Consider the following 14674-nt stretch of genomic DNA (forward strand, 5'->3'; position numbering starts at 1 on the left):
TTTATTATTTTTATAAAATAAAATAAAAAAAAAAAAAAAAAAAAAATAAACAGGGGGGATTTTTAGCGCGGGTAGTCATCAGATAACACAAAACAGACGAGCATTCTGACTTATTTATTTTTTGAAGATGCCTAAGCTATACTGCTACATACATTTAAAATAATAGCTACTTATTTATACTGTGTATAGCCTCTTTGTTCAAGCCTAAAACTGCTTCATGTAATGCCTCTCCTAGAGTTGGATGACTATGAACTACTTCTTTCAAATCTGAAACTGTCATTTTCTTTTCTACCATTATTGTACCTTCTAATATTAAATCTGAAGCATGAGGGCCAAGAATGTGTACACCTAAAATCACGTTGTTTTCATCACTTATAACTTTTACTAAACCTTCACCCTCACCTAAAGCTAAAGCTTTTCCATTAGCACCAAATAAAAATTTATTCTTTTTATAACTTATTCCTTTATCTTTTGCTTCTTCCTCTGTGAGTCCTACTACTGCTATTTCAGGGAAAGTAAAAATACAGGAAGGAATCACTGCCTTATGACAAGTCTTATTTAATAATATATGTTCTACGGTTTCTACTCCTTGATGGGAAGCTGCGTGAGCAAGAAGTGAAATCCCATTTACATCACCTATAGCATACACGCCCTTCAAAGAAGTTTCATAATTATCATCAACCACTATGCCTTTTTTATATATGTCTATTCCTAATTTTTCTACATCAATGCCTTCATAATTAGGTTTTCTTCCTTTTGCAAGAAGTACTTGTTCTCCTTTTACTTCAAATTCACCTTTTTTACCTTGACATTTTATAATGACTTCTTCTTCACCGCTAAAGCTCATTACTTTAGTTGAAGTAAGAATTTCTATTCCAGTCTTTTTTGCCATAGCGGCATATCTCTTTGAAATATCCTTATCTATATCATACAGTATAGAATTTCTTGCAACTATAACAGTCACTTTACTTCCCATAGCATTAAAGATGCTGGCAAATTCCATTCCAATTACTCCACCACCTATAACTACTAAAGATTTTGGTATATGGTTAAAATCCAAAAGTTCAGTACTTGTTATAATATTTTTATTACTATATACTCCTTCAATAGATGGAATTTCAGACTCAGAACCTGTAGCTATAATTATATTTTTAGCTTCAATAGTCATTTCTTTGCCTTCGGTATATACTATTACAGTATTTTTATCAATTAATGTAGCTTCACCTCTTATAAGCTCTACGTTGTTTCCTTTTAAAATAGATTCTATACCACTTACTAAAGTTTTTATAATATTTCTCTTTCTTTCCTGAATTTTAGCTACATCTATTTCAGGATTATATGCTTTAATACCAAAATCTTCAATATGATTTAAATTACTAAAAAGCTCTGCAGTTCTATATATAGTTTTAGTTGGAATACATCCATAATTTAAGCATGTTCCTCCTAAACTTTCTTTTTCTATAAGACATACTTTTGCTCCTAATTGAGCTGCTCTAATGGCCGCTACGTAACCTCCCGGTCCTCCACCTATTATAATTATATCTTTCATAATTATGCCTCCTAATACATTCTGGATGTTTTATTATAGTAACTATTTAGATATAAACCTAGTTTTAGTTAAAAGTTTAACACATCTGTACCTAAAGGCACTACATATAACTTTTGATCCTATTATATTAATGCCTTTAGGACAGTTAACTTTACTTCTTAATTCTCTATTTACTCCACTTCAAAATTGGTGTTCTAGCTGCTTTAACTTGATCTAATCGTCTTACTAAAGCATTTTTAGGTGCTTCATGCAAAACTTCCGGATTCTCTTTAGCCTCTATAGCTATTGTTTTCATAACTTCAACAAACTCATTGATAGACTCTAAACTTTCGCTTTCAGTTGGTTCTATCATAAGAGCCTCTTCAACTATTAGAGGGAAGTAAACTGTTGGTGGATGTACTCCATAATCAATTAATCTTTTAGCTACATCAAGAGTTGATACATGATTTGGATTGTCTTTTAATCCAGCAAAAATAACTTCATGTTTACATACATTGTCTATAGCTACCTTATAATAATCTTTTAATGCTTCTTTTATATAATTGGCATTTAACACAGCATTCTCTGAAGCAGCTTTTAAGCCTTCTCTTCCCATAGTTAGTATATAGGTATACGCTCTAACTAATACACCGAAATTACCATAAAAACTTCTTACTTTTCCGATAGAATCAGGTCTATTGTAATCAAATACAAACTTTTCTTCTTCCTTTTTTATAGTTGGCACTGGAAGAAACTTAGAAAGTTTTCCGCACACACCTACAGGACCTGCTCCTGGACCACCACCACCATGTGGTGTTGAAAAAGTCTTATGAAGATTTAAATGACACACATCAAATCCCATATCTCCAGGACGTGCTTTTCCCATAATAGCATTTAAATTTGCTCCATCATAATATAAGAGACCACCAGCTTCATGAACTAACTTGCTTATACTCTCTATATTTTTTTCAAATAGACCTAAAGTATTAGGATTAGTAAGCATCAGACCTGCAATTTCATCATTTAAAACTTTTTTAAGCTCTTCTATTGAAACTAAACCTTCATTATCAGATTTAATTTCAACTACTTCAAATCCTGCTACTTTAGCACTTGCTGGATTTGTTCCATGAGCTGAGTCAGGAACTATTATTTTTTTACGCTTAAAATCATTTCTACTTTCATGATATGCTTTCATTAATAAAAGCCCTGTAAATTCTCCGTGAGCTCCTGCAGCAGGTTGCAATGTAAAATCATCCATGCCTGTAATTTCACATAATCTTAATGAAAGGTCATGCATAAGTTCTAAAGCACCTTGCACATTTTCAGCAGATTCTTTAGGGTGAATTTTACTAAAACCAGGAAGTATAGCCATATCTTCATTAATTTTAGGATTATATTTCATAGTACAAGACCCCAGAGGATAGAAACCCTTGTCTACACAATAGTTTTTATTAGAAAGTGCAGTGTAATGTCTAACCACATCAACTTCACTTACTTGTGGAAGAAAAGCTTCTTCTTCTCTTAACATATTTTTAGGTATAACAGAATCTATATTTATATCCTCTACATCTAATTCTGGAAGTTTATATCCTACTTTACCCTCACATGATAGTTCAAAGATAACTTTATTATAACTTTTCATTATATCTCCTCCATCACTTTAACTAATTTATCAATTTCATCTTTTGATCTTTTTTCTGTTACACAAAGTAAAGTAGAATTTTTATACTGAGGGTAATCTTGTTCTAAAATATATCCACCTAAAATACTATTTTCTAATAATTTGTTATTTATTTCATATGGGCAAGCATCTGATTTAATTGCAAACTCTTTGAAAAATGGCTTATTAAATAAAGGCTTATATTTTCCACTTTCTATTAATTTTTTAAAAGCATAGTGAGATTTCTTAATACATTGAATTCCTATTTCTCTTATACCTTCTTTTCCAATAGTCGCCATGTACGTAGCAGCTCCGACAGCCAATAATGTTTGGTCTGAACATATATTAGAGGTAGCTTTTTCTCTTCTTATATGTTGCTCTCTTGCTTGAAGAGTTAATACATAACCTTTATTGCCATGACCATCATCAGTTTCTCCTACTATTCTTCCTGGCATTTTTCTCATAAGCTTTTTAGTAGTATTTAAAAATCCAAGACCTGGTCCACCAAAGTTAATATTAGCACCAAGACTTTGACCATCACCTATAGCTATATCTGCACCTAGTTCTCCTGGGCTTTTTAAAATGCCTAGAGATAATGGGTCTACACTCATAATAAATAAAGATTTATTTAAATGAATAATTTTTTCTAACTCCTCTACTTCTTCTATAATTCCAAAGAAGTTGGGACTTTGTATAATAACACCTGCTATATCTTTGTTTAATGCTGCTTTTACCTTTTCAATATCTGTAACTCCGTCATTTTCATCAATTTCTAGTAAATTGTATCCTTTATATTTTAGATAAGTCTTTAAAACTTGTCTTGTATCTGGATGTACTGTTTTAGAAACCATTATTGTATTTCTTTTTGTATTTTCTATAGCCATTACAGATGCTTCTGTTGCTGCTGTAGCTCCATCATACATAGATGAGTTTGAAACCTCCATACCTGTTAAGTTACAAATCATAGTTTGATATTCAAAAATTGCTTGTAAAGTTCCTTGACTAATTTCTGGTTGATATGGAGTATACGCTGTATAAAATTCTGCTCTTCCAGTTAAATGTTTACATACAGAAGGAATATAATGATCGTATATGCCTGCACCTAAAAAACAAGTTAAATCCTCTGTAGATTTATTCTTATTAGCTAAGGTAGTCATAATTTTCTGAACTTCTAATTCTGATAAACCTGCAGCAATATTTAATTCTCTATTTAATTTTAAACTGTCAGGAATATCTTTAAATAAATCCTCTATTGATTTTGCAGAAATATAATCAAGCATTTGATTTTTTTCTCTTTCTGTAATAGGGATATATGGAAACATATTATTCACCTTCTTCACATAGATCTTTACATAATTCTTGATATTCTTCAGCCTTTAATAGGTCTTTTAATTCATCTTTATTAGATAATTCTACACAAATCATCCAAGCCTCATAAGCATTTTCATTTATTAAAACTGGATTGTCAGTTAAATCTTCATTAATCTCTAAAACGTTTCCACTAGCAGGCATAAAAATCTCTTCAGCAGCTTTAACAGATTCAATTGTTGAAAAAGCTTCACCTTTAGATAGTTCATCATCTTCTGCTGGTAAATCTACGAAAACTATATCTCCTAATAATCTTTGTGCACAATCTGTAACACCTATATAAGCTTTATCCCCTTCTACTCTTATCCATTCATGATTTTTTGTGTACAATAAATTTTCTAATACTAACATACTTAATCCCCCTTATTTTTGTGTTTTCTTACTATAAAACTTTTTGTTAACAACTATTGATTTTAATTCTTTGTTTCTAACTTTTATGAAAATTTCAGTACCTAAAGCTGCATATTTAGCATCAATTAAAGCAAATCCTATAGTTTTCTTTAAAGTAGGAGACATATAACCAGTAGTAACATGCCCTATTTCCTTACCATCCTTAATTACTGTATAACCATGTCTACCTATACCTCTATCTAATAATTCATAACCTACTAGTTTTCTAGTTAAACCATTTTCTTTTTGTTTTATTAAAGCATCCCTACCAATAAAGCTTTCTTTATTAAGTTTAACAAAGAATCCAAAGCCCATTTCTAAAGGAGTTATAGTTGCATCCATTTCATTTCCATACAGTGGAAGAGTAGCTTCAAATCTTAACGTATCTCTAGCACCAAGACCAATCGGCTCAACGCCTTGATTCTCTCCCGCTTTAAGTATCTCTCTCCACAAAAGTACTACATCTTCAGGTTTTGCGTATATTTCAAAACCATCCTCACCTGTATATCCTGTTCTCGAAATTAAAACCTTTTTACTACATATCTCCACATCATCTTTAAATTTGAAAAATCCTACATCTTCTAAATTTAACTGTGTTAATTTTTGTAATATCTCTTGAGCTTTAGGGCCTTGAAGCGCTAATTGAGCTACATTTTCTGAAATATCGTCAATAGTTACTTCAAATTTGCCCTTATTATCTAACATCCATTGAAAATCTTTTTCTTTATTGCTAGCATTCACAACCAAATAGTAATAATGTTCTGAGAATTTATAAGCCAATAAATCGTCCACCACACCACCATTAGGATAGCACATAAAACTATATATAACCTCTCCACTTTTAAGTGCTTTTACATCATTAGTTAAAAGATAACTAACAAAATTTTCGGCATCCTTTCCTTTTATGACTATTTCGCCCATGTGAGAAACATCAAATAAACCTGCTCTTTCCCTTACTGCTTCATGTTCATATAAAATTCCTTTGAATTGAGTCGGTAATTCATATCCAGCAAACTCTACAATCTTTCCACCACATTTTTCATACTCTCCTCTTAAAGGAGTGACCTTTAAATTGTTCAATTAACTCCCCCCTAAATTTAAAAATAATACATACAAGTATATTATAACGCTATTATATTTTTATTCAATATTTTCCTTAAAATACATTGTTTTAAAAATATGTTAATTATATAATCACTTATGATTATATGTATTGAATCAATACCTTCAAATACATTATATAATTTATTTAAAAATTTTATGAAATATAAATAAAAGACCAACTTTTTAATGATAAAATAAAAAGCCATAACCTAATTATGACTTTTGAAATAAATATTTCAGCAATTTTAACATACTCAGTTGAATTATTTAGATATTTTAATACCGGCTAACCAATTTTTCACTTTATCTCTCTTTTCTTTTTCATCATCATTAGAATCTATAAAATCAATTGTTCCAAGTATAATGTTTCCTGTTAAAACACCTTCTAATTTCTTAAAACATTTTTTTGCACCTCCACCACCATGACAAGCAAAAAAGCAGATTTTCTTTTGCTTTATTTCATTGTCAGAAACAAAAGTATTTACTGGTGGTGCATAAGTACTGGCCCAAATAGGCGTACCAATTAGTATAGTATCATATTCTTTCAAGTTAGGAACTTTGTTTTGCAAAGTTGGTTTTTCCTTAAATATTGCACTCTTACCACCCAAAAAGAATTTTCGAAATCCTGTTTTAGGAATTTCTTTTTCCGGTTTTAATTCAAGTAAATCACATTGTAGTTCTTCTGCAATAATGTTAGCAATAAATTTGGTATGACCTTCTAATGAATAAAAAACTATTAGACTCTTCATTCACTCACCCCTTATTAAAATAATTATTTGTAACTTGTATAAACTAGACTATTTTCTATTTATCATTTTAATTTTAGCATAATATTCATTGTATATATTATTCACTATTAGTTTTTTCTCTATATATACTAAACTTAATGTATAAACCTGAATTATTCACAGATATAATAAAGACTTGAGGAGCATGGCATTATAACCTTAGTTGCTTTGATTTTAATTTTCACTTGAAAAGTGAGAAAAGTATAGAAAAAAGTCTCAAATTTGTTATGTTAATTTGCCGAAAACATCTAACAAAGGAGAGACTTCTATAAATGGTTTAAAAGTGATTGGTGAAAAATCAGTATATTTCACTCATCCTGTTATTGCAATTTACAATCTATATTTTATCATAGCATTTTAAAATATCTTCATAGATTTTCTTTATAAAATCTGAATTCACTTCACTTTCAATTGTAAACCTAATAACTTTCTTATCATTTTTTAGCCCATAACTTTTCCTCTTCTCTGGTAATATATAAATATCTACAACTAACTTCTCTTCTATTAAAACTTCTTGGTTTAAATTATATTTTTCTTCTATAATTCCTATAAAAGAAATATCTCCATTTAGGTAGTTTACTCTATTGTTTAAAATATCATTACATCCTTCCAATCCTAAAAAACTTTCTAATGGTATATATTCTAAACCATAGCATGATCCTATAATGCTATTTGTAAATGAAATAGCATTATATCCATACGCTCTAAAGACTCTTAATAAGTTTATTAGAATTCCTAGAAGTCTTTTTTCATCATTGTCATATATAACTACTATAGGTATTTCATCATAATACTCTAGTTCTATCTCGTTATTAAAAAGAGGATTATAATATATCTTTTCATTTTTCTCTTCTAACATATGAATTACACTATAATCACTTTTATCTCTGTTTATTATTACTAATTCATTATGATATTCTTCCAATAATTTCAATAAAGTTCTTGATGGTAATTCATTGATATCTAAAATTATAGTATCTACCTGTGATAAATCTTTTTTGTGAAGATTTAAATATTGTATTATTTCCTCAAAAATATATATAAGAGAGCTATTGTCTAACTCCATAATATTGTAGATATTAAATATAAAGTTATTATTTAAATACCTATTATAATTAGTAGTAAAAATAATAGCCTTCTTTATCCATTCTAAATTTGTAATTACTTCATAAAAAACAATTTCACTATTATAATTTAAAGAGTTTTTCCAAAGAATTTCTTTAATATTTTCTAATTCCAAATTCTCTTTCTTTATTTCGGCTACCTTTGATGTTATTAACGGTGCTGCATAACTATTACACCTTTTAGAAATTATCCTTTCATCATTATAATTTATTAAAGAATGAGTACTGTTGCAAGTTATCTCAACATTGTCTTTAGCATTAATATTATATATAAACTCGTTTTCTTTAAGACTATGGTTGAAATCACATTTTACTCCAATAACCTGATGAAAAACTGCTGGATACGAAACATATCCCTCATTACAGCTTGCTGCTACTACTATTATATTATTTTCATTTGCTTTAATAATAGATTCTTTTAAATTTCTAATATCTTCATCATATCCTATCGTTCCTATACTCATATTTATTACATCTACTTGATTATTAATACACCACTGTATAGCAGTGCAGAGCTTGTCTACGCTTCCTTCCATATTAGTAAGGATCTTTATGCTGCTCAAAACTACATCCTTAGAGTATTTCATTATAATACCTGCACATATAGTTCCATGACTTTTTGTATTTTTGTCATAATCTACTCTATTTATAATTTCTAAATTTTCTTTAACCTCGACATTTTTTAATAGCTCTAGATTAAAGAATCCTTCATTGACTCCATCATCTATTATAGCTACATGTATTTTTTTCATAATACTGTTAACTTATTTCGGTATATATTATTTCTAATATATTGTTAAAGGTTGAGAATCTTCCCTTTACTACCTCTTCTTCTGGAATTATAATATTAAATTTTTTCTCTACATCTTTAAAAAGATATAATAAATCTAGAGTATTTAGCTTAAGTTTTGCTCCTAAAAGATGTGAATCTAAATATTCTCTATATCTTTCTTTAAAATCTAAATTATATCTTTCCTTGAAAAGTGAAATTAACCCATCTTTTACACAATCCCTCTCATGTATAGGTAAAGTTTCCATATGATTTCCTCCTTAATTTTATACAAAGTTATAAAAACCTTAGTCTATCATATATCCTGTAAATTAGCGGTGAAAAATAATCTAGTTAATATTTGATTCCTATATAATCTCTTCTCCATTAGATAAAATATTTGTAATATATTTTGACATGCTTTTTCCATCTTCTATATTTAATATATTAAATATAGGTTTAGAACTTTTGTACTTGTCCTTCTTGAAATCTATAAAATCTGAATCAATTATAGTATATATGGTACTATTATTATTTTCTGACTCTTGATAATCATAAAATATATTAGAAAGATTATAGCAATCAATATTACAGTCAAACTTATATTTTAGCACCCTCTCAACTTCTTCAAAATATTCCTTATCATAATTTTTTGTGTATAATAAACTAAGTATTGTGGTGTCTGGCTTTACAGCATTACATACCAAATATGGTATAATTCCAAAATTATTATTTAATACTTTTCCTATAGGCATTATTCCTTCTGGCACACCTATTATAATAGCATCAGGATTTTCATTCTTTTCTATCTCCTTTACTAATCTGTTAAACATAAGTATTTTTTTACTTTCTCTAATCTGATCATCAAACATGAAGTTTGGAAAATTATGCATTCCAAAAACTTCACCATGGTTTTTGCTTCCAATGATACTAGTTCTATATCCCATTTCTCCCAAATCTCTTTTTAAAGTAAGCTGTATATCAAACTTATTTGTTCTACTTGCTATAGACATTATAAATATTACTGGTACATTTATATCATATAATTCACCCTTTATAATATTAGAATTATAAGTTTCATTATTGTAATATTTAAATATAACTCCAATACTCTCGCATAACTTTTTCAATGCCATTTTACTTTCATTATCTAAAATTTTCGTACATATCAGGTTCTTTTTTTCCTGTAAAATTTCTTTAACTTTAGGAAATATATAGGTATTGAAGTCTAAATCATTATATGAATCTACTAATATTACAGTATCAAAATCCTCATCTACTTCATTAAAGCTTTTGACTACCTCTATCCCACAGTGTTTTTCTTTACACACGCCTAAAACATCATTCCCATGTAATCCCCATCCTGGTGGAGAAACTGCTCCTACAACTTGAAAATCTTTATTAAAATAATCATATCTAAAAAAGTATGCTGATTCTATATCATATGGATAAACTACGCCCCTCAATCTATTCACTTTTACACACCTCCTACTTTAGTAAGTGAAATAGTTTATATCACTTTCTTCAAAGTCACATCCCATCTCATTGAGAAAACAAAATTCCTTTAAATTTTCCTCTGTAGCATGTCTAACTCTACTACAATTCATTATTTTCTTATCTTTAGATAGTATGTCCATATCATCTGCATAGGCACAACATAAATAGCAATATCTATAACTCCAGCAATCTTTACACTCATCTTCGCTAACTTTACCCACATTTAAAATATTTTGTATTTTATCTATATACAATCCATCAGTTATATTTCCAATCTTCATAATATTAGATAATTCACTAACTCTCTCACATGGATAAAAATTCCCTTCAACATTTAAGAATAGTTTTCTTATACCTGGCATACATGGACCACTTGGATGACCTATATCAGGAATTTCATTATTTAATTCTCTTTTATAAAAGGTATCTTTTAGTCTTAAAAATTCCTTATCAAAGAGTTTAGATACATATTTTTCATCTAATCTACCTACCTTATTTAGTAATACTTTAAACCTCTCGTATCCAGTACTTACCATAACATCTTCATTAACCCTTCTCTCTTCTTTAGAGTAATTCTCTGCCATGGAGCTTAAATTTACCTTAAAATCTTTAACATCATCATATTCACTAAAGAACTTCTTAGTACACTCAAAATCTGAAGTACCATCTAGCACTGCATTAAATCTAATATATTTATCTACATAGCCCTCATATACACTTTTAAACTTTGATATATTCTTCATTATGGTTTTAAATGTTCCATTACCATTGCTTGCAAAGGTTCTATTCCTATCGTGAATTTCTTCTGGTCCATCCAAACTAATCAATAAGCTAAATTTATTTTCTGCAAGGAATTTCATAATTTCATCTGTTAAAATTGTACCATTTGTGGTCATATGGAATTGTAATTTTTTCCCTTCAGCATTTACCTCAGCATATTCTACACACTGTTTTATAAAATCAAACCTTAAAAGAGGTTCTCCTCCATAAAAACCTATATCTATTCTATTAGATTCACTTGAATTATTTATTACATAATCAATGCCCTTCTTTGCAATTTCAAAGGACATGCTTTTTTCATTGTGTATTCTATTATCATAAGTACCAGAATAAGCACAATATGCACATCTTAAATTACATTGTTGAGTCACCTGAAGTGTTAAAACATTCATCCTATTCTTTATATAAAAAGGCATTAACTCCGTAGCTGGATGTTCTATTGTCTTCATTCTTTTACTACTTAAAAATCCATTTTCTCTTAATACATTTAACTTTTCTAAAGTATCAACACTGATATCTTTCTCATTAATTTTATCCTTATTTTTTAAACAATTATATACATCCTCTGAAGTGCTTATAATGCTATTGCTATTTACATCATATATATAGTAATTATCTGCAGTTTTAAAGGTATGTATAAAAGCATCCTTAATACTCATTTTCTCAACTCCTATATTTTTTAATATTTAGCATACAGGCTGCCTAAAAGGCAGCTATATAATTTTAAAATCCTAATAAATCTCTAAAGCATTATTTAAATATAAGATAGAAATAACTTTTCTCTTTATCACATAGCATCCGTTATATTATTATATGTCTTAGCATCAGTTCTTTCAGAAGCAAAATCTTCATAATACCTACACTCACAACCACACCCACAGAAGCAAAATGCCGATATCATAATACTATTAGTTTTATGTGTCTTTTTAATTTTTTCATACTTTAAACCCCCTATTATACTTTAATAATGAACTTATATATTTTTATATTAAGATTTATATAGGATTAGATAACAAGACTTGATTGTTCCTTGATTATTTTCATATAGGTTTTACTCCATCTAACCAGTTCCTCATGTGTACCAATAGATTCAATAATTCCTTTATCTAGTACAATTATTTTATTTAGCTCCTTTAGGACATAAGGTCTATGGGTTATAAAAATAATAGTATTTTCCTTAAACTCATTTAAAAATAATTGATTAAGCTGATTTTCAGATTTTAAATCTATGTTTGAAGTGGCCTCATCCAATATAACGATATTACTTTTCTTAAAAAGAGCTCTTGAAATAATTAACTTTTGCTTCTCTCCACCAGAGAAGTTACTGCCATTATTCCCCAACTCAGCTTCAATCCCATCATCCAGTTCGTCTACAAAATCATAAGCTCCACTTAATTTTAATAATTCATTAATTCTCTCATCAGGTGTACTCTTAAATAGAGCAACATTTTCCCTTATAGAACCATTAAATATATAGCTATTTTGATTTATAACAGAAATATTTTTTCTTAAATCTCTAGTATTTATATTTTTTATATCAATTCCATCTATATATACCTCACCATGAGATGGCTCATAAATCTTAAGTAATATATCTAGAAGCGTTGACTTTCCAGAACCGTTAAGTCCTATAATAGCCACCTTCTCTCCTTTACTTATATTAAAGCTTATATCTTTTAAAACTTCATTCCCTTTAGAGTATGAAAAGTGAATATTTCTAAATTCAATGTTCCCTTGTATTTGATCTTTAGAAACTCTAATACACTTTTTATCACTTGAAGATAATTCTTTTGAAGTTACTTTATCTAAAAAATCAAATAATCTTTTAGATGATAATAAAATTTTAGCCATATCGTATTTTATATTGAATAATGAAGCAGTTTGTTGGATTACTCTAAAACTATAGGTTGAAAAAGCAAATAATCCTCCAAGTGTAAAAGTTTTTCTTAGAATAAGAAATCCTCCAAATATATATATAAATGCCGATATGAATTGTAAAAATATAATATCTGTACACATATTTGAGGAATCTATGATTCTTGACTTTATATCTGTTTTTATTATTTTTCTTTGCCATATAGTAAATTGTTTCATTATAGAGTCTTCAATCCCTAAAAGCTGAATTTCTTTAATTCCAGCTAATTTATCACCATACCATTTAGAATACTCTTTATAATAATCCATATATTTTTTGTAATATGTTTTTCTTATTTCAGTAAAATGTTTTGTAATAATATATTTAAGTGGAATTATGAGTAATATGATAATTGAAAGTCTATAATCTATACTTATAAGTGCAATAAATCCTCCTATAATCTTGAAAATATTAAAAATCCTCATAACAAAACTCTCATCAACTATCTTAGTAATGTTTCTTATATCCATATCTATATTATTCATAATTTCTGTAAAGTTTTTATTATTTATATATCCCATATCTATGTTAATTAATTTTCTAACAGCTATGCTGCTAAGTTTATAGTTAAACATATTACCTACATATGTGCTAAGCTTTACTTCTATTAAACCTAGACATTGATCTATAATAACTAATACTAAAATTAATATAGTAACTTTAATCACCATAGATATATCATTTTTTAATAAACCATCATCTATAGCTTTTTTATTAAGTATAGGTAAGATAAAATTTATCCCCGTTGAAACTATCATAATTATCACAATGAAAATGATTTTTTTCTTATAAACTGATATATATTTTAAAATTCTTTTCAATATTTGCTTATCATCTCCAGAAATAAATATCACTTCCTTTACTTAAGGCTTTGCTTTAAAATCCACCTACACAGAACTTTAAAACAAAGCCTAATGTTATTAAACTATGATCATTTTATTAATATGAATTAAACTTTTTATTATACCTTATTGTTATACTCCCTCTGTGGCTATAGTATATTGTTTTGAATCATATCTTTCTGAAGTATTATCCTCATATGGTCTGCAATAACAACCACACATATAACAACTACAATATGGTCTTAAAGTATTTTCTCGTTTCGTAGATCTTTTAACTAGCTTTTTCATACTTAAAATCTCCTTTTTCACTATACATTATTTATTGAGACGTTGTTGTGTGATAAGTATTAGATTGGAATCTTTCTCTATTAGCGTCCTCATATGGTCTGCAGTAACACCCACAACCACAAGCAAATGCTTTTATAGCCATTTGATTTCTATCATTTCTTTTAACTAACTTTTTCATAAAACTCCTCCTTTTCAATAATATTTAGATATTATTATTATCATTTTTACTTTACATATATATTTTAGTATTTACGTTTTATGCAATAATAGGTTATAAAAGTATTAGTAGATATTTTTACACAATTTTCCTCAATCAAACATATGCTTATATATGTTTATTGCCCTAAATCAAAAATACGTTGTGGAATATTCTTACGTAATATTCACTATTACATCCAATAACTATCGAGAAATATTATTATGAATAAAAAAATAAACCACTTATGGTTTATTATGATTATTATAGTTTTAATAGCTAGTTTAATAATTTGCATGGATATGAATAGCTACTAACTAAAATAGATAACTTTTTATATATTTAAAATTTTAACTTTTTAATTCTATTTCATGAAACTAAATTAAACCACTAATACATTTCAAAATGTATTAGTGGTTTAATCA

The 14674-nt window shown here is 28.0% G+C and carries 13 protein-coding genes; all 13 read right to left on the bottom strand.

The window, feature by feature from the left end:
• Positions 1 to 166 precede the first annotated feature (166 nt).
• The 13 genes from lpdA to B3W71_RS08765 all read right to left on the bottom strand — a co-directional run bounded on the left by lpdA (position 167) and on the right by B3W71_RS08765 (position 14231).
• On the bottom strand, positions 167 to 1549 hold the full coding sequence (lpdA, locus tag B3W71_RS08705; RefSeq protein WP_346888560.1) for a dihydrolipoyl dehydrogenase: 1383 nt from the start codon (positions 1547 to 1549) through the stop codon (positions 167 to 169).
• A 166-nt stretch (positions 1550 to 1715) separates the two neighbouring features.
• Positions 1716 to 3170, bottom strand: a complete 1455-nt coding sequence (gene gcvPB / locus B3W71_RS08710; protein ID WP_346888561.1) for an aminomethyl-transferring glycine dehydrogenase subunit GcvPB — start codon at positions 3168 to 3170, stop codon at positions 1716 to 1718.
• Positions 3170 to 4510, bottom strand: coding sequence for an aminomethyl-transferring glycine dehydrogenase subunit GcvPA (gene gcvPA / locus B3W71_RS08715; protein ID WP_346888562.1), 1341 nt, complete (start codon positions 4508 to 4510; stop codon positions 3170 to 3172). The genes gcvPB and gcvPA overlap by 1 nt, the downstream gene beginning before the upstream one ends.
• A gap of 1 nt (position 4511) precedes the next feature.
• A complete protein-coding gene (gene gcvH, locus B3W71_RS08720; RefSeq protein WP_346888563.1) occupies positions 4512 to 4907 on the bottom strand; it encodes a glycine cleavage system protein GcvH in 396 nt (131 codons plus the stop codon).
• A gap of 12 nt (positions 4908 to 4919) precedes the next feature.
• Positions 4920 to 6026 carry a glycine cleavage system aminomethyltransferase GcvT gene (gcvT, locus tag B3W71_RS08725; RefSeq protein ID WP_346888564.1) on the bottom strand — a complete coding sequence of 369 codons (1107 nt, stop codon included), beginning with the start codon at positions 6024 to 6026 and terminating at the stop codon, positions 4920 to 4922.
• A gap of 287 nt (positions 6027 to 6313) precedes the next feature.
• A complete protein-coding gene (locus B3W71_RS08730) occupies positions 6314 to 6799 on the bottom strand; it encodes a flavodoxin family protein (RefSeq protein ID WP_346888565.1) in 486 nt (161 codons plus the stop codon).
• Between the two features lie 376 nt (positions 6800 to 7175).
• The gene (locus B3W71_RS08735) at positions 7176 to 8714 is read right to left on the bottom strand and encodes a S8 family serine peptidase (protein ID WP_346888566.1); all 1539 of its coding nucleotides are present in this window, start codon (positions 8712 to 8714) and stop codon (positions 7176 to 7178) included.
• Between the two features lie 7 nt (positions 8715 to 8721).
• A complete protein-coding gene (locus B3W71_RS08740; protein ID WP_346888567.1) occupies positions 8722 to 9000 on the bottom strand; it encodes a peptide maturation system acyl carrier-related protein in 279 nt (92 codons plus the stop codon).
• Between the two features lie 99 nt (positions 9001 to 9099).
• On the bottom strand, positions 9100 to 10206 hold the full coding sequence (locus tag B3W71_RS08745; RefSeq protein WP_346888568.1) for a TIGR04066 family peptide maturation system protein: 1107 nt from the start codon (positions 10204 to 10206) through the stop codon (positions 9100 to 9102).
• 18 nt (positions 10207 to 10224) lie between these two features.
• Positions 10225 to 11667, bottom strand: coding sequence for a Cys-rich peptide radical SAM maturase CcpM (ccpM, locus tag B3W71_RS08750; RefSeq protein WP_346888569.1), 1443 nt, complete (start codon positions 11665 to 11667; stop codon positions 10225 to 10227).
• Between the two features lie 346 nt (positions 11668 to 12013).
• Entirely contained in the window at positions 12014 to 13744 is a 1731-nt protein-coding gene (locus tag B3W71_RS08755; RefSeq protein ID WP_346888570.1) for an ABC transporter ATP-binding protein, read from the bottom strand.
• 153 nt (positions 13745 to 13897) lie between these two features.
• Positions 13898 to 14053 carry a CLI_3235 family bacteriocin precursor gene (locus B3W71_RS08760; protein WP_346888571.1) on the bottom strand — a complete coding sequence of 52 codons (156 nt, stop codon included), beginning with the start codon at positions 14051 to 14053 and terminating at the stop codon, positions 13898 to 13900.
• A 31-nt stretch (positions 14054 to 14084) separates the two neighbouring features.
• Positions 14085 to 14231, bottom strand: a complete 147-nt coding sequence (locus tag B3W71_RS08765) for a CLI_3235 family bacteriocin precursor (RefSeq protein WP_346888572.1) — start codon at positions 14229 to 14231, stop codon at positions 14085 to 14087.
• Positions 14232 to 14674: the final 443 nt, after the last annotated feature.

Origin of the sequence: Clostridium sp. UBA1056 (assembly GCA_002316385.1) — a bacterium.
Lineage (GTDB): Bacteria > Bacillota > Clostridia > Clostridiales > Clostridiaceae > Clostridium_J.